Annotated in this window: 18 protein-coding genes; 9 read left to right on the top strand and 9 right to left on the bottom strand. The window is 60.3% G+C overall.

The window, feature by feature from the left end; genetic code table 11:
• Positions 1–66: 66 nt before the first annotated feature.
• A complete protein-coding gene (locus BLU48_RS09275) occupies positions 67–1,026 on the top strand; it encodes a diguanylate cyclase domain-containing protein (protein WP_057024068.1) in 960 nt (319 codons plus the stop codon).
• Here BLU48_RS09275 and BLU48_RS09270 read toward each other — a convergent pair.
• From BLU48_RS09270 to BLU48_RS09260, 3 genes are read right to left on the bottom strand one after another with little or no spacing between them, the layout of a single operon-like run.
• Positions 968–2,206 (bottom strand): MgtC/SapB family protein, encoded by a 1,239-nt coding sequence (locus BLU48_RS09270; protein WP_057024069.1) that lies wholly within the window; start codon positions 2,204–2,206, stop codon positions 968–970. The genes BLU48_RS09275 and BLU48_RS09270 overlap by 59 nt on opposite strands.
• A gap of 42 nt (positions 2,207–2,248) precedes the next feature.
• The gene (locus BLU48_RS09265; RefSeq protein ID WP_057024070.1) at positions 2,249–2,464 is read right to left on the bottom strand and encodes a hypothetical protein; all 216 of its coding nucleotides are present in this window, start codon (positions 2,462–2,464) and stop codon (positions 2,249–2,251) included.
• A gap of 36 nt (positions 2,465–2,500) precedes the next feature.
• Positions 2,501–3,574 (bottom strand): NAD(P)-dependent alcohol dehydrogenase, encoded by a 1,074-nt coding sequence (locus BLU48_RS09260; protein ID WP_057024105.1) that lies wholly within the window; start codon positions 3,572–3,574, stop codon positions 2,501–2,503.
• Between the two features lie 259 nt (positions 3,575–3,833).
• On the opposite strand from BLU48_RS09260, the gene BLU48_RS09255 reads away from it, so the two are divergent.
• Positions 3,834–4,760: a universal stress protein gene (locus BLU48_RS09255; protein ID WP_057024071.1), complete on the top strand. Its 927-nt coding sequence runs from the start codon at positions 3,834–3,836 to the stop codon at positions 4,758–4,760.
• A gap of 148 nt (positions 4,761–4,908) precedes the next feature.
• Here BLU48_RS09255 and BLU48_RS09250 read toward each other — a convergent pair whose 3' ends face one another.
• On the bottom strand, positions 4,909–5,802 hold the full coding sequence (locus tag BLU48_RS09250) for a LysR family transcriptional regulator (RefSeq protein WP_057024072.1): 894 nt from the start codon (positions 5,800–5,802) through the stop codon (positions 4,909–4,911).
• 94 nt (positions 5,803–5,896) lie between these two features.
• Here BLU48_RS09250 and BLU48_RS09245 point away from each other — a divergent pair, with 94 nt between their 5' ends.
• From BLU48_RS09245 to BLU48_RS09225, 5 genes are all read left to right on the top strand, one after another.
• The gene (locus BLU48_RS09245) at positions 5,897–7,102 is read left to right on the top strand and encodes an MFS transporter (RefSeq protein WP_057024073.1); all 1,206 of its coding nucleotides are present in this window, start codon (positions 5,897–5,899) and stop codon (positions 7,100–7,102) included.
• 16 nt (positions 7,103–7,118) lie between these two features.
• A complete protein-coding gene (locus BLU48_RS09240) occupies positions 7,119–7,520 on the top strand; it encodes an ester cyclase (protein WP_057024074.1) in 402 nt (133 codons plus the stop codon).
• Positions 7,521–7,574: 54 nt separating this feature from the next.
• Complete coding sequence (locus BLU48_RS09235) at positions 7,575–8,057, top strand: VOC family protein (protein WP_057024075.1); 483 nt, start codon at positions 7,575–7,577, stop codon at positions 8,055–8,057.
• Between the two features lie 280 nt (positions 8,058–8,337).
• Positions 8,338–9,714 carry a pyridoxal-phosphate dependent enzyme gene (locus BLU48_RS09230; RefSeq protein WP_057024076.1) on the top strand — a complete coding sequence of 459 codons (1,377 nt, stop codon included), beginning with the start codon at positions 8,338–8,340 and terminating at the stop codon, positions 9,712–9,714.
• Positions 9,711–10,877: a cystathionine gamma-synthase gene (locus BLU48_RS09225; protein WP_057024077.1), complete on the top strand. Its 1,167-nt coding sequence runs from the start codon at positions 9,711–9,713 to the stop codon at positions 10,875–10,877. The genes BLU48_RS09230 and BLU48_RS09225 overlap by 4 nt, the downstream gene beginning before the upstream one ends.
• Before the next feature lie 1,138 nt (positions 10,878–12,015).
• Here the strand turns inward: BLU48_RS09225 and BLU48_RS09220 are convergent.
• Together BLU48_RS09220 and BLU48_RS09215 are read right to left on the bottom strand one after the other, a co-directional pair.
• Positions 12,016–14,214, bottom strand: coding sequence for an OsmC domain/YcaO domain-containing protein (locus BLU48_RS09220; protein WP_057024078.1), 2,199 nt, complete (start codon positions 14,212–14,214; stop codon positions 12,016–12,018).
• Between the two features lie 145 nt (positions 14,215–14,359).
• On the bottom strand, positions 14,360–17,863 hold the full coding sequence (locus tag BLU48_RS09215; RefSeq protein ID WP_057024079.1) for an AAA domain-containing protein: 3,504 nt from the start codon (positions 17,861–17,863) through the stop codon (positions 14,360–14,362).
• Between the two features lie 375 nt (positions 17,864–18,238).
• Between BLU48_RS09215 and BLU48_RS09210 the strand changes: the two genes are divergently transcribed.
• Positions 18,239–18,799, top strand: a complete 561-nt coding sequence (locus BLU48_RS09210; protein WP_057024080.1) for a cysteine hydrolase family protein — start codon at positions 18,239–18,241, stop codon at positions 18,797–18,799.
• Positions 18,800–18,812: 13 nt separating this feature from the next.
• Entirely contained in the window at positions 18,813–19,865 is a 1,053-nt protein-coding gene (locus BLU48_RS09205; RefSeq protein ID WP_057024081.1) for an NAD(P)/FAD-dependent oxidoreductase, read from the top strand.
• Here BLU48_RS09205 and BLU48_RS09200 read toward each other — a convergent pair.
• From BLU48_RS09200 to BLU48_RS09190, 3 genes are read right to left on the bottom strand one after another with little or no spacing between them, the layout of a single operon-like run.
• Positions 19,862–20,311: an NUDIX hydrolase gene (locus tag BLU48_RS09200; protein ID WP_057024082.1), complete on the bottom strand. Its 450-nt coding sequence runs from the start codon at positions 20,309–20,311 to the stop codon at positions 19,862–19,864. The genes BLU48_RS09205 and BLU48_RS09200 overlap by 4 nt on opposite strands.
• A complete protein-coding gene (locus tag BLU48_RS09195) occupies positions 20,304–21,101 on the bottom strand; it encodes a nucleotidyltransferase domain-containing protein (RefSeq protein ID WP_057024083.1) in 798 nt (265 codons plus the stop codon). Before BLU48_RS09195 ends, BLU48_RS09200 begins: the two co-directional genes overlap by 8 nt.
• Positions 21,098–21,577 (bottom strand): P-loop nucleotide/nucleoside kinase family protein, encoded by a 480-nt coding sequence (locus BLU48_RS09190; protein WP_057024084.1) that lies wholly within the window; start codon positions 21,575–21,577, stop codon positions 21,098–21,100. Before BLU48_RS09190 ends, BLU48_RS09195 begins: the two co-directional genes overlap by 4 nt.
• Between the last annotated feature and the right edge of the window lie 80 nt (positions 21,578–21,657).

The raw sequence follows: 21,657 nt of genomic DNA, 5'->3' as shown, positions 1-21,657 counted from the left end.
ACAAGTACCCCGTTGCGCCCTCTTAGCCTGAACCAAAGCGTCCTGTGTCAATAGAGAGAATGGGCAATGATCGAAAATGACCAGCAGGTGTTGGTAAGGGCATTGGACGCCGCAACGAACCCGGTGCTGATCACCGAGCGCAGTGGATGCATCGTGTGGATCAATAGAGCGTTCTGCCTAATGAGCGGCTATTCCAAGCTCGAACTGGTGGGCAAGACCCCGCATCTGCTGTCCTCAGACAGACAAAGCACTACGTTCTATCGCAATCTATGGATGACAATTATGGCGGGGCTGACCTGGCAGGGCGAAATGGTCGAGCGGCGTAAGGATGGAGGCACCTTTACTGTCAATCAGATCATCACCCCGGTGCTCGATCCGCACGGCGTGGTGACGCACTTCATCGCCATTCTGCACAACTTCAGCCTCATCGACGATGAGCGCACCGCCATGCAGCAACTGGCATACCACGACGCCCTCACGGGATTGCCCAACCGTTTGCTGTTCCTGAACCTGCTCAACCAGGCAGTCAATGGCGCGATGGAACATAAGCAGCCATTGGCGCTGATGTTTATCGATGTGGATCACTTCAAATCCATCAACGACACACTCGGCCACGCTTGCGGAGATAGGCTATTAGTCGCTGTGGCTGAGCGCCTGGGCCAGTCGGTGCGCCGCTCCGATCTGGTCGCCCGCTTGAGCGGTGACGAATTCGCTATCCTGATCTGCGGCATCAACCAAATTGACCAACTTGAGCCATTGGCCAACAAATTAGTCGCCGCCATCCATCAGCCATTTATGCTGGACAATCATCGGATCGAAACAGCTATAAGCATCGGTATCAGCCTGTATCCCGGCGATGGCAGCAGTGTGGATGATTTGCTCGCCCGAGCAGACAGCGCGATGTATCTGGCCAAAAGAAACGGTGGCAACGCTTGCCGTTTCAGCCTTGCGGACATACCGGCCGAACTTAATGCAGCAAAGTGCCCGCCCACATGGCCAGCGTCAGCAACACCTGACCCGGAATGACATAGGCGGCAAACCGTTTGCCACCACTGACCCAGGCCATCAGGCATTTGCTCAAAGAGTTGCTGCTTACGGCAACCAGCGCCGGGCCGACGATGGCATCGAGCGGCAACAAACCAGCCTTGGCGAGGGAGGCGATGGACGCGGTCGAAGAATGCGCGTCGGCAAAACCGGTCAAGGTCGCAGTCAGCAGTATCCCGACCTGACCGAAATGGTGAAGCATCGCTGATGAAACCAAAGTAATTCCCGTCATGGTCAACGTCACAATCAAGGCAAGCTTGAGATCGAACGCGCCCCCTACCTTGACCGGCTCGTTGGTCCCCCTGCGCTGGACGGGAAACATCAGGCACGCACCATATAAACCCGTGGCAGCAAATCCGCAGGCCAATGGGCCCCATATGCTGCGCAAAAGCGCGGGATCAACCAGGCCAAAAATCAGCCCGACCTGAATGACTGTGGCCAAATTGGATAATATCGCCGCGGCACTCAGGGAGCGGATATTGCCCGGCTCTGTAACGACGCGATGCCCCATAGAGGCGATCGTCACGGTACTGGAGGCGAATCCGGAGGCGATAGCACTGATGGCGTAGCCGTAGCCGGCTCCCAGGGTACGCACAGCGATATGCCCCATGGCGCCCACCAGCATCAACAAAACGGTCAGACTGCAGATGGTGCGCAAATTGAGGGCTGCATAAGGGCCGATGTAACGATCCGGGAGCAATGGCAACACCACCAACGCCGTAATCAGTAAGACGAGGCCATCGTGCATTTCAGGCTCGGTCAACTGGCTTTTGGCGAAATGATGCAGTTTCTCCCGATACGTCAGCAACCCAGCAGCCACCACACCAATAGCGACGGCCAGCTCGGGAGCGGTGCTGCACAGCGCGCCCAGGATCAGCACCGTGAGCAACGCCACTTCGCTGGTCACGCCGGGGTCTTCACTCAAACTTCGCCAATACGCGACACTCGCCAACGCCGTTAGACTGATCGCTACCATTCCGACCAGCAACGCATCTCCCACCTGCATCGCCACATATCCCAGCAGCGCCGTGATCGAGAACGTTCTCAATCCCGCGCAATCTCGGGTATCTCCCGTGCCTTTGTGACGTTCACGCTCAAGACCGATAAGCATGCCGATCCCCAGCGCGGCGGCCGCCCCTGCCATGCCAAAGGTTTCATTCATGGCGGTTCCCACCAAGTAGCGGCTTGCGCCTGCGATTATTTTTCACTTGATCGCCGCAGCCACCTTGCGTGGCGCCAGAGTGCGCTCAAAAGTCTCTCGGGGCCCCGCATGCGGCCATACATGTGGCGCTGCAATACGCGCTTTGAGCTGGGCAACGAACGCGTTCGCCTGCTCCAGACTGTTGAAGTTCACGGCCAGATCATCCAGATACACGACCCAGCAATGGGGTTTTCGTGCTTGCGTGATCTCAATGTTCATGAGCACCTCTACAAAGACGGTAGACAACACTGGTCCTTAAGGAGTGATCGCCACTTTCATCACGCCATCACGCTGATTGGCAAACAGCTCATAGGCCGCCTCGATGTCATCGAGTTTAAAATGGTGAGTCACCAGCGGCGACAAATCGACGGCGCCGCTTTGCACCACTGCCATCAACCGGCGCATCCGCTCTTTGCCGCCGGGACATAGCGTCGTAACGATGCTGTAATCACCGAGGCCGGCGGCAAAGGCACCGAGCGGAATGCGCAGGTCGCTGGAATACACCCCAAGACTGGATAAGCGGCCGCCAGGACGCAGCACGCGCAATGCCGACTCAAAGGTACCTTGGGTACCCAGAGCCTCGATCGAAACATCAACTCCCCGGCCATTGGTCAGGGCCATGATCTGATCGACCACATTTGAGTCCTTGAAATTGACCACGTGAGTCGCGCCCAACTGACGGGCAACGCTCATGCGCTCTGCCACCGCATCGACGCCGATGATGGTGGTAGCCCCCTTAAGACGAGCACCGGCCACGGCGCACAAACCGATCGGCCCGAGGGCAAATACGGCGACCGTGTCACCGATACTGATCTCGCCGCGCTCCGCGCCAGAGAAACCGGTGGACATGATGTCCGGGCACATCAGCACATGTTCATCGCTCAAGCCGTCAGGGATCGGGCACAAATTGGCTAGTGCATCTGGCACCAGCACGTATTCGGCTTGGCAACCGTCTATGGTATTGCCGAATTTCCAGCCACCAGTGGCGCGAAATCCATGCCGGGTGTCTGGACCATCCTGTGAGCCGCAGCCGCAAAGGCAGGCGTAACTCTGGCCACTTGGGGTAATCGCCCCAGCGATTACCCGCTGTCCTTCGACGAAGCCGCGCACCTGCGAGCCCAGCCGTTCGATGACGCCCACCGGTTCGTGACCGATGGTCAAGCCTTTGGCCACCGGGTACTCTCCGCGCAGGATATGCACATCGGTGCCACAGATTGTCGTGGTGGTGATGCGAATCAATGCATCCAGAGGGCCGACCTCGGGGATCGGTTTGTCCTCGAGCACAATGCGGTTCTTCTCAACGAATATTGCGGCTTTCATGGTGGCCATCATCGATTCCCCTACGCAGACCGAGTTCTTGAGTGCTGCACTAACCCGAGACTGCGCCTAGACAACCTCTAGGAGATTGATAATGGTCAACAATCAGTGAACCAACGCGTTTGCCTCACATCTTCTGACCGGCGCCCTCCCTCGTTTCTTTGACAAAAATCAAACCCGTTATCGTAGCCAGAGCGACCATAGGCTCAAGGCTCACTGGCCGGACGCCCGACTGACGAGCGTTTGAGCGATTATCTATGGGAGATTTGCCATGTCTGCGCAACCACGCTTCATGCTCGTTGTCTCGCCCCTCATGAAAAACAGCCCGGCCCTCGAGCGCGCCGCCGCTCTGGCCAAGGCCTCGGATGCGGCCTTGCACATCGTGGCATTCGACTATCTGGAGGGACTGGCGACTGCTGGCCTGGTCAATGAACAAGCTCTGGAGCAGATCCGCTTGGGATATGTCGAGCGCCACCACCAATGGCTTGAGGATCAGGCCCGCCCCCTGCGTAAGCTCGGCGTACACGTCACCACTGAAGTTGTCTGGGTGGAAAGCCCCCTGCAAGAGATTCTCATCCACCTTCGGGAACAACCCATGACAGCACTCGTGAAGGCTCTGGAGCACGAGTCAGTCCTGTCACGCCTGATGTTCACACCGTTAGACATTCATCTGCTACGAGAATGCCCAGTGCCACTGCACTTTGTCAGTCATGTGCACCACGCCCTTCCGCGTAGAATTGTCGCTGCGGTCGATCCTTTCCATCGCAATGACCATTACAAAGGCCTCAACGACAGGATTCTGCACGAAGCGGTAAAACTGGCGAACAACTGTAATGCTGAGCTCGAGGTTATTTACGCCCACGATCTGTCCTCGATCAGTGCGGCTGAGTTCGGTTTCAATAATGCTTCGGCGTTCTTCTCTTCAAGCGCCGCCAAGGCACTGTTCGATGCGCAGAGCGATGCTTTCCGTGAGCTGGCCACACGCAATAACATCCCAGCGGAAAACCAGCACATGATCATGGGCAACCCAGCCAAGGTGCTTTCCAGCTATGCGGATGCATATGACATTGACGTTATTGTCATGGGACGAGTCGTCCATCGTGGGATCGGCCAATTGATCGGCAGCACGGTGGAACAACTGTTATACAAAATGCCTTGCAGTGTTTGGGTTGTTTCGCCGGAGGATGTCGCCGACTGAACAGGGCTCCTTGTGTGAGTCGTCCACTTCAGCGATTCGTGGCTAATAGTTTGAGTGCTTCGAGTGGGCGGCTTGACCGTATGACCCAGCTTTGAATATCCCGCTCCGGGCAAATACGCTCCGTCCAAAGTTCCAAACCCACGCCTCGTCAAACGCAATGCCGCTCCACCAAAAAATCCACAAACGCCCTAACCCGCGCCGGCATCGCCCCTCCCCCCACAAACACCGCATGAATCGGCTCCACATCCCCCGGGTTAAACTCCTCAAGCAATACCACCAACTCCCCCCGCCTCACCTCCTCCACCACACTAAACGCCCCAATCCGCGCAATCCCCGCCCCCAGCTTCGCCAACTGCGCCAACGCTTCCCCACTATTGCCTTCAATCGTCCCCGCCACTTTCAACGAAAACTCCCGCCCTTCCATCCGAAACGGCCAGTCAGGCGCCGCCCGGCGGAAGTTGAAGCGCAGGCAGTTGTGGTTGAGTAGATCCTGCGGCGCAACCGGGGTGCCGTGGCGCGCCAGGTAGTCGGGTGAGGCGACGATAACCTGGCCGGTGGAGCCGATGTGGCGAGCGGTCAGTGGGCTGTCGGCGAGTGGGCCGAAGCGGATGGCGACGTCGGCCTGGCCGCCGAGGATGTCCACGACTTCATCGCCGAGCATCAGGTCGACGACGATGGCGGGATAGCGGGCGCTGAAGGCGGCGATCAGCGGCACGATGGTCATACGGCCATGGGCCAGGGCGGCGCTGACTCGCAGGCGGCCGCGGGGGGCGCCTTGGTCGGTGATGGCGTCTTCGACTTCGGCCATGTCCGCAAGGATGCGCCGGGCGCCGCGCAGGTAGGCTTCGCCTTCGACGGTGAAGGTGATGGCGCGGGTGGTGCGCAGCAGCAGCCGGGTACCGATGCGCCGTTCGGTGCGGGTGATGATGCGGCTGATGGACGATGGCGTCAGCCCCAGGGCTCGCGCAGCGCCCGACAGGCTGCCGTGCTCGGCGACCATGGCGAACACTTCCATCTCTCCCGAGCGACCACCGATGTCCATTTGTGCCTCCTGCGCAAAGCTGTAGTTCCCAACCAAGGGCTACTGCTGCAAAAGGCTGGATTGTAGCATTTGACACACAGATGAGGAGTCAACCATGCGTATCAATCCACCCCTTGTAGCCTTGTCCATCGGTGCCTTTGGCATCGGGGTCACGGAGTTTGCACCCATGGGCATGTTGCCCGGTATTGCCGCCGATCTTGGCGTATCCATTCCCGCCGCGGGGCTGTTGGTGAGCGCCTATGCCATGGGCGTGCTGATCGGCGCGCCGATCATGACCCTCGCCACGGCCAGGGTGCCACGCCGTTACCTGCTGATCGGGCTGATGGCGATTTTCACCCTGGGTAATGTGCTCTCGGCGTTGGCCAACAACTACCAGACCTTGATGATCGCCAGGCTGGTGACGTCGCTGAACCACGGAGCGTTCTTCGGCATTGGTTCGATTGTGGCCGCGAGTGTGGTCGCGCCGGAGAAGCGCGCGGGGGCGGTCGCGGCGATGTTTCTGGGGCTGACCCTGGCGACCATTGGCGGTGTGCCCCTGGCCACTTGGTTTGGCGAGAACTTTGGTTGGCGCACGGCGTTCTGGGGCATCAGCGGCATCGGTGCGGTGGTGATGGCGGCGCTGTGGTGGGCGCTGCCGAATACACCTGCGCCGAAAGGCGGCAGCCTGATGGCGGAAATTCGCGTACTGGGCCGCGGGCCGGTGCTGGCTGCGTTGGCGCTGACCGTGGTGGGTTCCAGTGCAATGTTCACGGTGTTCACCTATATCGCACCGATTCTGCGTGACGTCACCCACGCCTCGACCAACTTCGTCACCGGCATGCTCGTGCTGTTCGGTATCGGCCTGACCCTGGGCAATGTGTGGGGTGGCAAGTCTGCGGACCGTTCGGTGGACCGTACCTTGATCACCTCCCTGGTGGTGTTGATCGCCGTGCTGCTGGCCTTCTCGGTGCTGATGCAATGGCCGCTGCCTGCTGCCGTGTCGATCCTGCTATGGGGAGCCGCGAGTTTTGCCTTGGTGCCGCCCTTGCAGATGCGTGTGATGGAGGCCGCCAAGGATGCGCCTAACCTGGCCTCCGCGATGAACATCGGCGCATTCAATTTCGGTAATGCGATTGGCGCGGCGTTGGGCGGCGCGGTGATCAACGCCGGGCTGGGCTACCCGGCCATTTCCCTGGCAGGCGCGCTGATGGCCGGGCTGGGTTTGCTGATGGTGCTGGGTTTGAGCTGGCGTTCGCGGCATACCCGGTCACACACTTGCGGGGACATCTGCTTGCCGGCGATAGTGGACGAGCGCGCTTAAACCAGGAGAACGGCCCATGACCCGCGACCAACTCGCCAGCTTCTACCGAGGCTATATCGATTGTCTGAACCGTCAGGATTGGCAGCACCTGGGCGATTTTGTCCATCCTGATGTGACCTACAACGGCAGCCCGGTTGGCCTGGAGGGCTACCGGGCGATGCTGGAGCGCGACTTTCGGGAAATCCCCGACCTGGTGTTCCGTGTTCAGCTGCTGGTTGCCGACCCGCCGACGGTCGCCAGTCGGCTGAACTTCAGGGTCAGTCCCAGGGGCGAGTTTTTCGGGCTGCCGATCAACGGCAAGACGGTCGTATTCGACGAGAACGTTTTTTACGAATGCGTCGACGGTAAATTCGCTCACGTCTGGTCGGTGATCGATAAGGCAGCGGTCGCCCATCAGCTGAAAGGGAACGCCGGCTGACAGGGCGGCACCCTCGTCTAGACTTCATACTCCTATCAACCCGAGGAGTTTGCGATGAACAACAAAAATACCGTCTGCCTCTGGTACAACGGCGACGCTGTGGAGGCCGCCACTTTTTACGCCGAAACCTTCCCCGACAGCAAAGTGAACGCGGTGCACTACGCCCCTGGCGACTACCCCTGCGGTAAACAGGGTGATGCATTGACGGTGGAATTCACCGTCATGGGCATTCCGTGCATCGGCCTGAATGGCGGTTCGGCGTTCAAGCACAGCGAGGCGTTTTCCTTTCAGGTGTCCACGGACGACCAGGAGGAAACCGACCGGTTGTGGAATGCCATCGTTGGCAATGGCGGAAAGGAAAGCGCCTGCGGCTGGTGCAAGGATAAATGGGGTTTGTCGTGGCAGATCTCGCCACGGGTGTTGGTCGATGCGGTGACCAGCAAGGACACCGCCGTCGCCAAGCGTGCGTTTGAGGCGATGATGAAGATGACCAAAATCGACATAGCGACTATCGAAGCTGCCATTGCCGGTCACTGATGTGGGAGCGCACGAGCTTTAGCGAGGCCGCGACGGCGGCGGCACTGCTGGCATTTGTGCTGCCTGACCCACCGCCATCGCGGCCTCGCTAAAGCTCGAGCGCTCCCACATTTGCTCTTCATCGGGCTCCTACATTGCGCGCGCCCTCGCATCACCCATGCGCCAAAAAAAGTCATGCATCGGACCGCCAGGTTGCGACCTGGGCGATACCGGCCTATGTTCGAAGTCATGCATTTTGCTGTCCCCCTACCCTACGCCCATCCCGTAACCAGGTAACGACATGCCCACACCTTCACGCCCCGCCGTGCTTGAGCTGATCGGTAACACACCGCTGGTCAAGGTCAGCCGCTTCGACACTGGCCCTTGCACACTGTTTCTCAAGCTTGAATCACAAAACCCCGGAGGTTCGATCAAGGACCGAATAGGCCTGGCGATGATCGACGCCGCCGAACGCGACGGCCGCTTGCGCCCTGGTGGCACCATCATCGAAGCCACCGCCGGCAACACCGGCCTGGGCCTGGCGCTGGTGGGCCGGGCCAAGGGGTATCGGGTGGTGCTGGTGGTGCCCGACAAGATGTCCACGGAAAAGGTGCTGCACCTCAAGGCCATGGGCGCCGAGGTGCATATCACCCGTTCCGATGTGGGCAAGGGCCACCCCGAGTATTACCAGGACGTTGCAGCACGCCTGGCCAAGGATATTCCGGATTCCTTCTTCGCCGACCAGTTCAACAACCCGGCCAATCCCCTGGCCCACGAGACCAGCACCGCGCCGGAGATCTGGGCGCAGACCCAGCATGATGTCGACGCAATTGTGGTGGGCGTCGGCTCGGCCGGCACCCTCACCGGGCTGACCCGTTTCTTCAAGCGCGTGCAGCCTGAGCTGGCCATGGTACTGGCCGACCCGGTGGGTTCGGTAATGGCCGAGTACAGCCGCAGCGGCCAGCTGGAAACGCCCGGCTCCTGGGCCGTGGAAGGCATCGGCGAGGATTTCATCCCCTCGATTGCCGACCTCTCCAGTGTGCGCCACGCCTACTCCATCAGCGATGAAGAAAGCTTCGACCACGCCCGCCAGTTGCTCAAGGCCGAAGGCATTCTCGGGGGCTCATCCACCGGCACCCTGCTAGCCGCCGCCCTGCGTTACTGCCGTGAGCAAACCACGCCCAAACGTGTGGTGACCTTCGTCTGCGACACCGGCACGCGGTACTTGTCGAAGGTCTACAACGACCAATGGATGAACGACGCCGGCCTGTTGCAGTACAAGCATTACGGCGACCTGCGCGACCTGATCGCCCGCCGCTTCGAAGACGGCCGCGTGATCAGCGTCAGCCCCGACGACACCCTGCTCACCGCCTTCCAGCGCATGCGCCTGGCTGATGTGTCGCAACTGCCGGTGCTGGTAGACGGCCAACAACTGGTGGGCGTCATCGATGAGTCCGACATCCTGCTGGGCCTGCACCACGATGCCGCGGATTTTTCCATGACCGTCGCCAGCGCCATGACCGACACCCTGCACACCCTGGCCCCCAGCGCCAGCCTGGCCGAACTGCAGGCAGAACTGGATCGCGGCCTGGTCGCCATCATTGCTGACGCCTCAGGCTTCCATGGCCTGATTACCCGCGTCGACCTGCTTAACCACCTACGGAGATCCCTTGCATGAGTCAGCCCGATAAAAGCGCGTTTGCCACCCGTGTGATCCACGCCGGGCAGTCACCCGACCCGACCACGGGCGCGCTGATGCCGCCGATCTACGCCAACTCCACCTACCTGCAAGACAGCCCCGGCGTGCACAAGGGCTTCGACTATGGGCGCTCCCACAACCCCACGCGTTTTGCCCTGGAGCGCTGCGTAGCCGACCTTGAAGGCGGCAGCCAGGCGTTTGCGTTTGCCTCGGGGCTGGCGGCGATTTCCACGGTGCTGGAGCTGCTGGATGCCGGCGCACATATTGTCTCGGGCAATGACCTGTATGGCGGCACGTTCCGCCTGTTCGACAAGGTACGCCAGCGCAGTGCCGGGCACCGTTTCAGCTATGTCGACCTGAGCGACTTGTCGGCCTTTGAAGCGTCGTTGCAGGACGACACGCGCATGGTCTGGGTCGAGACCCCGAGCAATCCGCTGCTGAGCCTGACCGACCTGCGCGCAGTTGCGCGTATCTGCCGTGCCCGCGGGATTATTTGCGTGGCCGACAACACTTTCGCCAGCCCGTGGATCCAGCGGCCGCTGGAGCTGGGTTTCGATATTGTGGTGCACTCCACTACCAAGTACCTCAATGGGCATTCCGATGTGATCGGTGGTATCGCCGTTGTGGGCGACAACCCTGAGCTGGCAGAACGCTTGGGCTTTCTGCAGAACTCAGTGGGCGCTATTGCCGGGCCGTTCGACGCGTTCCTGACCTTGCGCGGGGTAAAGACCCTGGCGCTGCGCATGGAGCGCCATTGCAGCAATGCCCTGGACCTGGCCACCTGGCTGGAACAACAGCCTCAGGTATCGCGTGTTCACTACCCAGGCTTGAAATCCCACCCACAGCACGAGTTGGCAAAACAGCAGATGCGCGGGTTTGGCGGGATGATTTCGGTGGATTTGAACAGCGACCTGGCCGGTGCAACGCGCTTCCTGGAAAACATCAATATCTTCGCCCTGGCCGAGAGCCTGGGGGGCGTGGAAAGCCTGATCGAACACCCGGCGATCATGACCCATGCGAGCATCCCGGCGGCGACGCGGGCGCAGTTGGGAATCGGCGATGGGCTGGTACGGTTGTCGGTGGGGGTTGAGGATGTAGAGGATCTGCGCAAGGATCTGGCCCAAGCCCTGGCGCACATCTAACGCCAAACATCGATCAAAATGTGGGAGGGGGCTTGCCCCCGATGGCGGTGCATCAGTCAGCTTATTTGCAACTGACCCACCGCTATCGGGGGCAAGCCCCCTCCCACATTGAATGCGCAATCAGCTCGAGATTATGTTGGTGCGGGTTGAGAATGTGGAGGACCTGCGCGCCAATTCAGCCCGAGCCCTGGCATACATCTAACATCAAACATCGATCAAAAATGTGGGAGGGGGGCTTGCCCCCGATGGCGGTGCATCAGTCAGCTTATTTGCAACTGACCCACCGCTATCGGGAGCAAGCCCCCTCCCACATTGAATGCGCAATCAGCTCGAGATTATGTTGGTGGGGGTTGAGGATGTAGAGGATCTGCGCAAGGATCTGGCCCAAGCCCTGGCGCACATCTAACGTCAAACATCGATCAAAAATGTGGGAGGGGGCTTGCCCCCGATGGCGGTGCATCAGTCAGCTTATTTGCAACTGACCCACCGCTATCGGGGGCAAGCCCCCTCCCACATTGAATGCGCAATCAGCTCGAGATTATGTTGGTGCGGGTTGAGAATGTGGAGGACCTGCGCGCGAATTCAGCCCGAGCCCTGGCATACATCTAACATCAAACATCGATCAAAAATGTGGGAGGGGGCTTGCCCCCGATGGCGGTGCATCAGTCAGCTTATTTGCAACTGACCCACCGCTATCGGGGGCAAGCCCCCTCCCACATTGAATGCGCAATCAGCTCGAGATTATGTTGGTGCGGGTTGAGAATGTGGAGGACCTGCGCGCCAATTCAGCCCGAGCCCTGGCATACATCTAACATCAAACATCGATCAAAAATGTGGGAGGGGGGCTTGCCCCCGATGGCGGTGCATCAGTCAGCTTATTTGCAACTGACCCACCGCTATCGGGAGCAAGCCCCCTCCCACATTGAATGCGCAATCAGCTCGAGATTATGTTGGTGGGGGTTGAGGATGTAGAGGATCTGCGCAAGGATCTGGCCCAAGCCCTGGTGCACATCTAACGTCAAACATCGATCAAAAATGTGGGAGGGGGCTTGCCCCCGATGGCGGTGCATCAGTCAGCTTATTTGCAACTGACCCACCGCTATCGGGGGCAAGCCCCCTCCCGCATTGACAGTGTAAATCAGCCAAGGCTTACGTTGGCCCGCGCCGCATGCAGCTTCTTGTAGCTGTCGATCAGGCGCAAATGCCGATCCAGCCCTTCCAGCTTCATGCTCGTCGGCGTCAACCCATAGAACCGCACGCTGCCGTCCACCGAGCCGATCACCGCATCCATGCGCTCATTGCCAAACATGCGCCGGAAGTTGGCTTCGTAGTCGGCCAGCTCCAGGTCGTCATCCAGCTCCATCTCCAGCACCGCATTCATCGCCTGGTAAAACAGGCCACGCTCGGCGGTGTTGTCGTTGTACTGCAGGAACATCTCCACGCATTCCTTGGCCTCTTCATACTGCTTGAGGGCCAGGAAAATAAGCAGCTTCAGCTCAAGGATGGTCAACTGGCCCCACGCTGTGTTGTCGTCGAACTCGATGCCGATCAGGGTGGTGATGTCGGTGTAGTCGTCCAGCTCGCTTTCGATCAGGCGCTCGACCAGTGCCTGCAACTCGTCCTCGTCGAGGCGGTGCAGGTTGAGGATGTCTTCGCGGAAAAACAGCGCCTTGTTGGTGTTGTCCCAGATCAGGTCGTCCACCGGGTAGATTTCCGAGTAGTCCGGCACCAGAATGCGGCAGGCGGTGGCACCCAGGTGCTCGTACACCGCCATGTAGCTCTCCTTGCCCATGCCTTCGAGGATGCCGAACAGCGTCGCGGCCTCCTGGGCGTTGGAATCTTCGCCGTGGCCTGAGAAGTCCCACTCGACGAATTCATAATCGGATTGGGCACTGAAGAAGCGCCACGACACCACGCCGCTGGAGTCGATAAAGTGCTCGACAAAGTTGTTCGGCTCGGTGACCGCCTGGCCTTCGAAGGTCGGCTGCGGCAGGTCGTTCAAGCCTTCGAAGCTGCGGCCTTGCAGCAGCTCGGTGAGGCTGCGCTCCAGCGCCACTTCCAGGCTAGGGTGCGCGCCGAACGAGGCAAACACCCCGCCCGTACGCGGGTTCATCAAGGTCACGCACATCACCGGGAACTCACCGCCCAGGGACGCATCCTTGACCAGCACCGGGAAGCCCTGGGCTTCCAGGCCCTGAATGCCGGCGAGGATGCCAGGGTATTTGGCCAATACTTCGGCCGGTACGTCCGGCAGCGCGAATTCGCCTTCGATGATTTCGCGCTTCACCGCCCGCTCGAAAATCTCCGACAGGCACTGCACCTGGGCTTCGGCCAAAGTGTTGCCGGCGCTCATGCCGTTGCTCAGGTAGAGGTTTTCGATCAGATTGGAGGGGAAATACACCACCTCGCCATCGGATTGGCGCACAAACGGCAACGAGACAATGCCGCGGGCTTCGTTACCGGAATTGGTGTCGAACAAGTGCGAGCCGCGCAGCTCGCCCTCGCGGTTGTAGATCTTCAGGCAGTAGGCATCGAGGATTTCACTCGGCAGCTCATCGTCCGGGCCCGGCTGGAACCAGCGCTCATCCGGGTAATGCACGAACGGCGCATTGGCCAGCTCCTCGCCCCAGAACTGGTCGTTGTAGAAGAAGTTGCAGTTGAGCCGTTCGATGAACTCGCCCAGCGCCGACGCCAGGGCGCCCTCCTTAGTTGCGCCCTTGCCGTTGGTAAAGCACATCGGCGAATGGGCATCGCGGATATGCAGCGACCAGACGTTGGGCACAATATTGCGCCACGAAGCGATCTCGATCTTCATGCCCAGGCCGGCGAGGATCGCGGACATGTTGGTGATGGTCTGTTCCAGTGGCAGGTCCTTGCCGGCGATGTAGGTGCCTGCCTCAGACGTCGAGTTGGGCATCAGCAATGCCTGGGCGTCGGCGTCGAGATTCTCTACCTCTTCAATCACAAACTCCGGCCCGGCCTGCACGACTTTCTTCACGGTGCACCGGTCGATGGAACGCAGGATGCCCTGGCGATCCTTGTCGGAGATATCCGTAGGCAGCTCGACCTGGATCTTGAAGATCTGGTTGTAGCGGTTTTCCGGGTCGACAATGTTGTTCTGCGACAGGCGAATATTCTCCGTGGGAATATTGCGCGTCTGGCAGTACAACTTCACAAAGTACGCCGCACACAACGCCGACGAAGCCAGGAAGTAATCGAATGGCCCCGGTGCCGAACCGTCGCCCTTGTAGCGGATGGGCTGGTCGGCAATGACCGTGAAGTCATCGAACTTGGCTTCAAGCCGAAGGTTGTCGAGAAAGTTGACCTTAATTTCCATGCGGGCACACCAGAATAACGAGCTAAACAAATTGGCCGTCATTATGAAGATTTTCGCCGGGAAGTCTCAGGGTTTTGCGTGCGGGCTGCCGATCGGTGTCGCTATGCCAGCAGCCTGTAGCCCCCTGGCATAGCATTGCGCCAGGCTAAGGCTGGCTTGAGCTCAGGCGTCGCGCCAGACTCGTGCGGTTGATCGTCAGCTCACTGCTGACGTCCGGCCCGTGATAGACCATGGACGTTTCGTGGTGCACGTAATCGCCGGAACGTGCGGCGCTCAACCAATTGAATGAGCCAACGCAGAGTAACTCCTCATCGGCCATCACCAGCTTGCTGTGCACCTTGTTGACCACGCGCACCTGTACGGCATGGTGTTTGAGCGCCGCAATCGCCTCCTTGAATTCAGCGATTTTGCCCGGGTTGCCTTCGGACCTGCCGGGGTTGATGTCGGTGTTGAAGCGCAAGTCGGTGTAGACCGTCACCTGCACGCCCCGCTGCACCGTGCCGACCATTGCATCCAAGGCGCCGCTTTCGCGCATTCCGCGCAACTTGACCCAGGGCGTCACGATCTGCACCTGCTGGCGTGCCGTTTCCAGGGTGCGCAACAGGAACCGGTCATGCTCGGCAAATTCATGCAGGTGGCTCAAGCCGGTGCGCGCCGTGAGCAGGTCCACCCGGGGCTGGAAGTCGAACGCCAGTGCGTTTTCCGGGCTGTGCAAAAGGTACTGGGCCAGGCGCCCACGAGGCTTACTGGCGGGTATCTGGCTGAACAGGTCCATGTCGCCGAACACCAGGAAACTGTCTTTGGCACGGGACACAGCCACGTTCAACATGCTGTCCCGACGGTCGATAAACGCGCCGTCGGCGTGCTTGGAGTACACCGCCGAGAAAATCACCACGGGACGCTCTGCGCCCTGGAAAGAATGCACCGTGCCGACGGTCATCTCACCGTCGAGCTTACCGGTGCGAATGCCTAATGCGCTGCAGGCCTCGATGATCGCTCGGGTCTGGGCGCCGAAGGGGGTTATCACCCCAAGAATCTCCCAGAGCTCTTTGTCGTAGCGCTCAACGAGCTGCTGTTCGTTGGCCTTGATCCAGGCCGCAATGGTCTGTGCCTCAAGCAGGTTATGACGGCTGCCACCCTGTTTCTGCTGGCACATCCCGTCGATGTGCAGGTAGCCCAGCCCCGGCAAGCCACCTTGCGGCTTGGCGCCCCGGCGCGGTTGCAGCTTGCCCTTGTAGCAGAGGGCGTTGCAGTAATCGATGATCGAGTCATAGCAACGGCGGTGTTCGTAGAGGTAAAGGCCGCGCGCCAGGTCAGGGTCGTAGTGATAGCGGCTGGTCGACTGCGCAATCGCCATGACACTGCCATTGGCGGCGCTGCGCCCGCTGTCACAGAACGCCTCGTAATCGTCGTCCACGCTGCTGCGTGACAACAGACCGGCGCAGAGCAAATTGCCGATATCCACGGCTGCCGGTATCGACCAGATGGGTTCGATCTGCTGAGTGTCGCCGATCACCAGAGCTTGCCTGGCCAAAGCGAAAGACGGCGCCGCCACCTCGGGGAGCACCTGGCCCGCTTCGTCGACGATCAGCAGGTCGATGAAGTTCAGCCCATAGTCTTTGACATAACCATCGCCATCACGACGGCTGCACGACAGCTCGCCCGGTAATCGGTGAAACGTCGCGACCACACAAGGCGTGAGTTTCATCCAGCGCCGCCAGTTTTTTTCCAGGGTCTTGCGGCCATTTTTTTTACGGCTTTTGAGGATCAGCGGCAACTCCTCGGCGACTTCCATCAACCAACGCCCCTCCCAATAATGGGTGGCCAGCAGGAAGGTCTCGAAGCGCAACGAAGTGTCCGCCCAGGCGTCGCAGTCCTCCAGCGTCACCTGTGCGGCAGGCTTGCCGGTCGCGCCGGGTAATACGCCAATCACCGCCTGCCAGTTCAACAGCTCGCGCTGCTCGCCGCGCAGCAACTCGTCCACCCGCTCCCGCTGAGCTTGGAGTGTGCTCAGGCTTTGCGCGGCGTGGCTCACGGCGGCGGTCAGGCGGCGCTCCATGTCATGCACATCGACGGCGCTTTGCAGCTCAGTGTCTGCCTCATCGACGTGAAGCTTGGCCAGGCGCAGGCGCTTGGCGGCAATCGGGCCGAACCAGCCAAACAGCGTGTAGATCAACGATTCATGGGCCAGGTAGTGCTTGAAGTCTTTCAAGCGAGCCTGGGTGCTCGCCAGCTGTTCAGTCTGCAGCCGCAGCTGGGTTTCAAGACGGCTGATGGCCGCTCGTGGGTCATCGCCGAGCAGATCCTGAATAGCTTTGCGGGCAGCCACCAGCCGTGGCCAAGTTTGCTCGATCGCGGCGAGTTGCTGCTGGCGCAGACGAATTTCCGCCTGGAGTTTGTCCACGGTATTTTTCAGCGTGGGTTGCGGGTCGCCAGCAAAAGCCATGGCCGCGCGGCCCAGGTAAGCCTGCTGGGCCCTGTCGAGATAGGCGTGCGACTCAAGCTCAAGGAAAAAGCTCTTGGTCTGGTAAGTGCGCGCCATCTCCGCTTCCGCCGAGGCTTTGGGAAAGTAAGCGCCGAAGCTATTGATGTCGGGCAACCAGCGCCCGGCGAAGGGCCCGGTGCCCGCGGCGAAGTCTTTACCGAACGCCTTGATGATATTGGTGACCGCTTGATTGTTCGTCGAGCTGGCGACAATCACCGGCGGTTCGCCGCCTTCTGCGGCAGCCTTGGCCCAGAGCGAGGCCACCACGGACAGGACCAAGGTGGTTTTCCCGGTGCCCGGGGGCCCGTTGACCGCCAGTATATCTCCGGCGTCCCCGGCCAAAAGGTGCGCCAGGCTGTCGCGTTGGGCAGGCGCCAGCGCGTATTCGTCACCGGCATGCCCGCATCGGCTGGCGAACAGGCTGTTGGCCGCAAGGCACGGCTCATCGGCGGTGGGCCCACGCTGTGCAAATCGCTCGAACAATGGCACATCGGGCTTGCTGGCACGCAGATGATCGTATAGCGCAACGATGTTGAAGCTGAAACCGTCAGCCTTCTGCTCCTTGAACAGGTACCAGTAGTTGACTGGGTCGAAGCCGTCTTCCGCCCCGTCCCAAGCGTTGCACACCGTGTGGAACATGTTCTTGCAGTAGCGCAGGTAGCTGATCCACTTTTCGCGATACTGCTCTGGGTCCACGTCGGTACCGGAAGCAGGCGGTTCGAACCGGGGCGCCTCTTGGGCGGCCAGAAAACGGTCCAGGTCGTACTGCGCACCGAGGGTGAAATTGTCGTGATCCAACGGCTCGAGGATGTCACGGGGCACCAATGCCGGCCCGGTCGCGTAGATGCGCCCGTCGCGGGTGACCGACACACGACAAAGAATCGGTGTGATGAACGCCGGCAACCCATTGCGCGCCTTGCGGTGTTCCGGGCGCGAGGCATAGACAAACGGTCGCAAGGTCACGTCGACGTGCAGCAACTGCGCAGGTTCGCCGGCAAATAGCAGCTCCACCTGCTCAGCCGGCAAACAGCCCGCGGCCAAGGCGGCCATGGGCAAGACCGTATAGGTTTTGACATGGCTGTTGAATAAAGCGCCATTGCCGTTTTCGGCATCGGCCAGGGAGTTTCGCCAGTAGTTCGCGAGCTTCAGAGAGTAATCGTTCATCGTCCTGATTCATGTAGACCGTGACTCACTGTCACAGCCGGTGGTTGGGGAATTGAGAACGAGGGTAGCGTTTCAGCAGCCAGAAGGCCAATCCAGAGCCGTTCGCTGATTGCCTGGCGCTCAGCAAGCGCCGAGGGTCAGGGCGATCTTCTGTGGGAGGGGGCTTGCTCCCGATAGCGGTCGATCAGTGACAAATAAGCTCACTGACACACCGCTATCGGGAGCAAGCCCCCTCCCACATTTGGATTGCGCCAAACCAGTTGAGTAACGGTCAAGCGTCAAGCTGCCATTGGCCCATCATGTTTTCGAACAGGCCTCTATATAAGCCCCGCATCGGCTGATATGTTTCGCGTCTCACCCGCAAAAGGACAGGCCATGGAACCGTTAGCGACGAACGCTGCACTGGTGATCATCGATATGCAGAAAGGCATGGCCGACCCCGCCCTTGGCCGTCGCAACAACCCAGACGCCGAGCTACGCATACAGCAACTGCTCAACGCCTGGCGCTATGCTCAACGCCCGGTCGTCCATGTGCGGCATATCTCCCGTTCTCCCGGCTCGGTGTTCTGGCCAGGCCAGCCCGGCTGTGAATTCCAGGACGCACTGCACCCCCTGGCCCAGGAGCATGTGGTGGAGAAAAACGTACCGGATGCCTTCATCGCCACGGGCCTTGAGCGCTGGCTGCATATGCGCTCGATCAAGCAATTGGTGATCGTCGGGGTTATTACCAACAACTCCGTGGAGGCCACTGTGCGTTCAGGCGGCAACCTGGGGTTTTATGTGATCGTGGCGGCGGATGCCTGTTTTACTTTCGATCAAACCGACCTGTCGGGACGCCTGTGGCCGGCTGAAGATGTGCATGCGTTGTCGCTCAGTAACCTGGCGATGGACTATGCCAGGGTGTTCCAGACCAGCGAGATCCTGGCGGGTCATTAACAAGGAAGCGGATATGCATCAAGGTAAGCGCATTGTGGTGATTGGCGCCGGTATCGTGGGGGCTTCACTGGCCTATCACCTGGCCGGCAAGGGCGCGAATGTGACGGTGGTCGAGGCCGGCGAAGTCGCGTCCGGGGTCACGGCCACCTCATTTGCCTGGCTCAACACGACCCACGACGCACCCGACCCCATTGCCGCTTTGCGCAGTGCAGCGATTGACTCGTATCACCGCCTGGAGCATGAACTGCCCGCCGTGGAGATACGCTGGACAGGCGCCCTGTGTTACGGCGCAGACATTCAGCCTGGGGCGGATTCACGGATCACTCGCCAGCGTATCCAGGCACTTGAGCCGCGTTTGAGAAACCCGCCTGAGCATGCCCAATTCAAGGCCGAAGAAGGTGCGCTCGACGCGGTGCAAACCACCCATGCGTTAATTGCCGGAGCCCAGGCCCACGGTACCACGCTGCTGACACACACCCAGGTGTTGGGTTTCAGGATGCACGGCTCACAGGTCACCGGCGTTGAAACCAGCCTGGGCGTCATCGATGCCGACGTGGTGGTGCTCGCAGCCGGCACCGGAATCCCCGCGCTGACGAAGCTGTTGTGTGTGCCCTTGCCGATTGATGCCTCCCCCGCGATCTTTATCCGCTACAACGCCTCACCCGGCATCGTGCGCACGCTTATTTCCAACCCTGCAATGGAGGTGCGCGAAAGTGCTGAGGGGACCTGGCTGGCAGCCGAAGACTATCTGGACGACGCCCCGGAAAACCAGGCGGCCGCCATCGCTCGGCGCACCGCCCAGGCTATTGCGGGTGAACTCGAAGGGGTCACGTTCATCGAACCACAATTGGCCTGCGTCGGGCTGCGGCCCATCCCGGCCGATGGCATTCCGATCATTGGCCAATTGCCAGGCATCAGCGGTGTGTACGTCTGCGCGATGCATCCTGGCGTGACACTGGCAGCCATCGTGGGGAGTCTTGCCAGCGAAGAGATCATGGAGGATAGGGTCTGCCCTGCCCTGGCGCCTTGCCGGCCCGAGCGGTTCTTCCAAGCTGAAAACGGTTAGAAGGCGCCGACGTCCTCGAGCATTTCCACCAGCCCCTGCGGCCACACCGTGTCCGTCGTAGTGCGCAGCTCCTCTGCCGACCACCAACGATGATCCGCCATCACCTGGGTCTCTTGCGCCGTCCACTCGGCCCTGGACAGCGCCTCGCTGGGCGCCTGCACCACGAAGTAGCGCTCGACCGCCAGCACGGTTTCGCCGCTGGGCAGCATCAATGGGAAACTGCGTTCTGCCACGGATTCGCCAACGCTGCTGACAGTGATGCCGGTCTCTTCGCGCAGTTCACGGATTGCGGCGCTGTGATAGGTTTCCCCGGCTTCGACGCCACCGCCCGGCGTAGCCCAGTAATTCCTGCCGGCCAATGCGCCGTCTTTATGCACGAAGCGGAACAGCAGCACCTGCTTTGCAGGGCTTATCACCAATAGTCGTGCGGCTTTGCGTTCACGCATTTGATTGATTCCTTTCCCTGAGCGCCGAAACCATCCAACTCAAAAACGCCCGTAGCCGCGTGGAAAACACCTCGCACTCAGCGCTGGGGTTACGCGCTTCAAACAGGAAGTACGCGATTTGCACGCGCATCGAGGGGTACTGCTGAACAAACAGCGCGACGTACTCTTCCAGGGTATGCGGCCACATGTGCGCATCGTCTGCGCGCAAGGTGTGAGTGGCCCGGATCAAGGCTCGCGATGCTTCACGCTGCAGGCGATGACGTGCGTGTTCAGTGCGGGCCTGTTCGATACGCACGAGATACGCCGTGAGCGCTTGCTCGAAGTCACCATTGACCGCCATGGCGATGGCGCGGGACGGGCAAAACGGGTCGAAGTGCCGTGCAAGGTCTTCGCCCCATACACAGCGGCAATGATGCTTGAGCCAGAAGCCCCAACTGTTGCGATTTTCCGGCGCCAACACTTGAGCGTGATGACCGATATCGAAGTCGATCTTGGTCACTTGCGGATGCCGTTGTTCCAAGGCAATTCGGGTCGTTTCAATTTGCTCGAGCACCGAGGCATCCGGGGGATCGTTGAGTATCAACGAGAGGTCGAGATCAGAAACCCCGACCTCGGCCTGGCCTCGTGCGACGCTGCCATACATATAAATCCCATGCAGCCCGAACGCCGCCTGGGACAGGGTTGCGCAGACATCCGCCAGCACGGGCTGGAACTCGATTTGTACCGGAACATCGGCGACGGTGAGGATAAACCCGTCGGCATCGACGCCCGTGGTTTGCAGGAGGGTCACGGGCGATGCACCTCAATCACCAGGCCTTCCTCTTCACTCGGCACACTAAAGTGGCGAGTGATCAGGTCAAATTCGGCGTCAGTCGCAGCAAAGTCATGCTCGCCCTGGGCGTTGCGCGCATGCAGGCGGGCACGGCAGGTCGCATCGTCCAGTTCCAGATAATGCAGGCGGTGAGGCACTTTGGCCGTTTGGGCCAGGCCGAGCAACCACTCACGGTTGGCCAGGGTGTTGGCCGGGAAATCCAGAACCACATTCACGCCGGATTCCAACAGATTGACCACCAGCGGCCCAAGTACACCGCGCACCCGCTGGGCACAGCGCAGGTAGTCGGCGATGGCCTGGATTTCACCGGGGTAAAGACTGGCCAGCCAGTGGTCTTCGCTGAGCACAATGGCTCGGTGCTCGGCGCCCAGGGTCTTGGCGAGCGTGGACTTGCCGGAGGCGATCTTGCCGCACAGTAGATGCAGGGTTGGCATAAGGCGTTTCCTCTTGTCGGCCCGGCAGGATGAATCATGCAGCCGCGGCCGTAAACACATCCAGTTGAATCCTGGTTTGC

This window comes from Pseudomonas synxantha (genome assembly GCF_900105675.1).
Lineage (GTDB): Bacteria > Pseudomonadota > Gammaproteobacteria > Pseudomonadales > Pseudomonadaceae > Aquipseudomonas > Aquipseudomonas synxantha.
The sequence above is the reverse complement of the archived record's forward strand: the minus strand, read 5'-3'. Positions and strand labels throughout refer to the sequence as shown.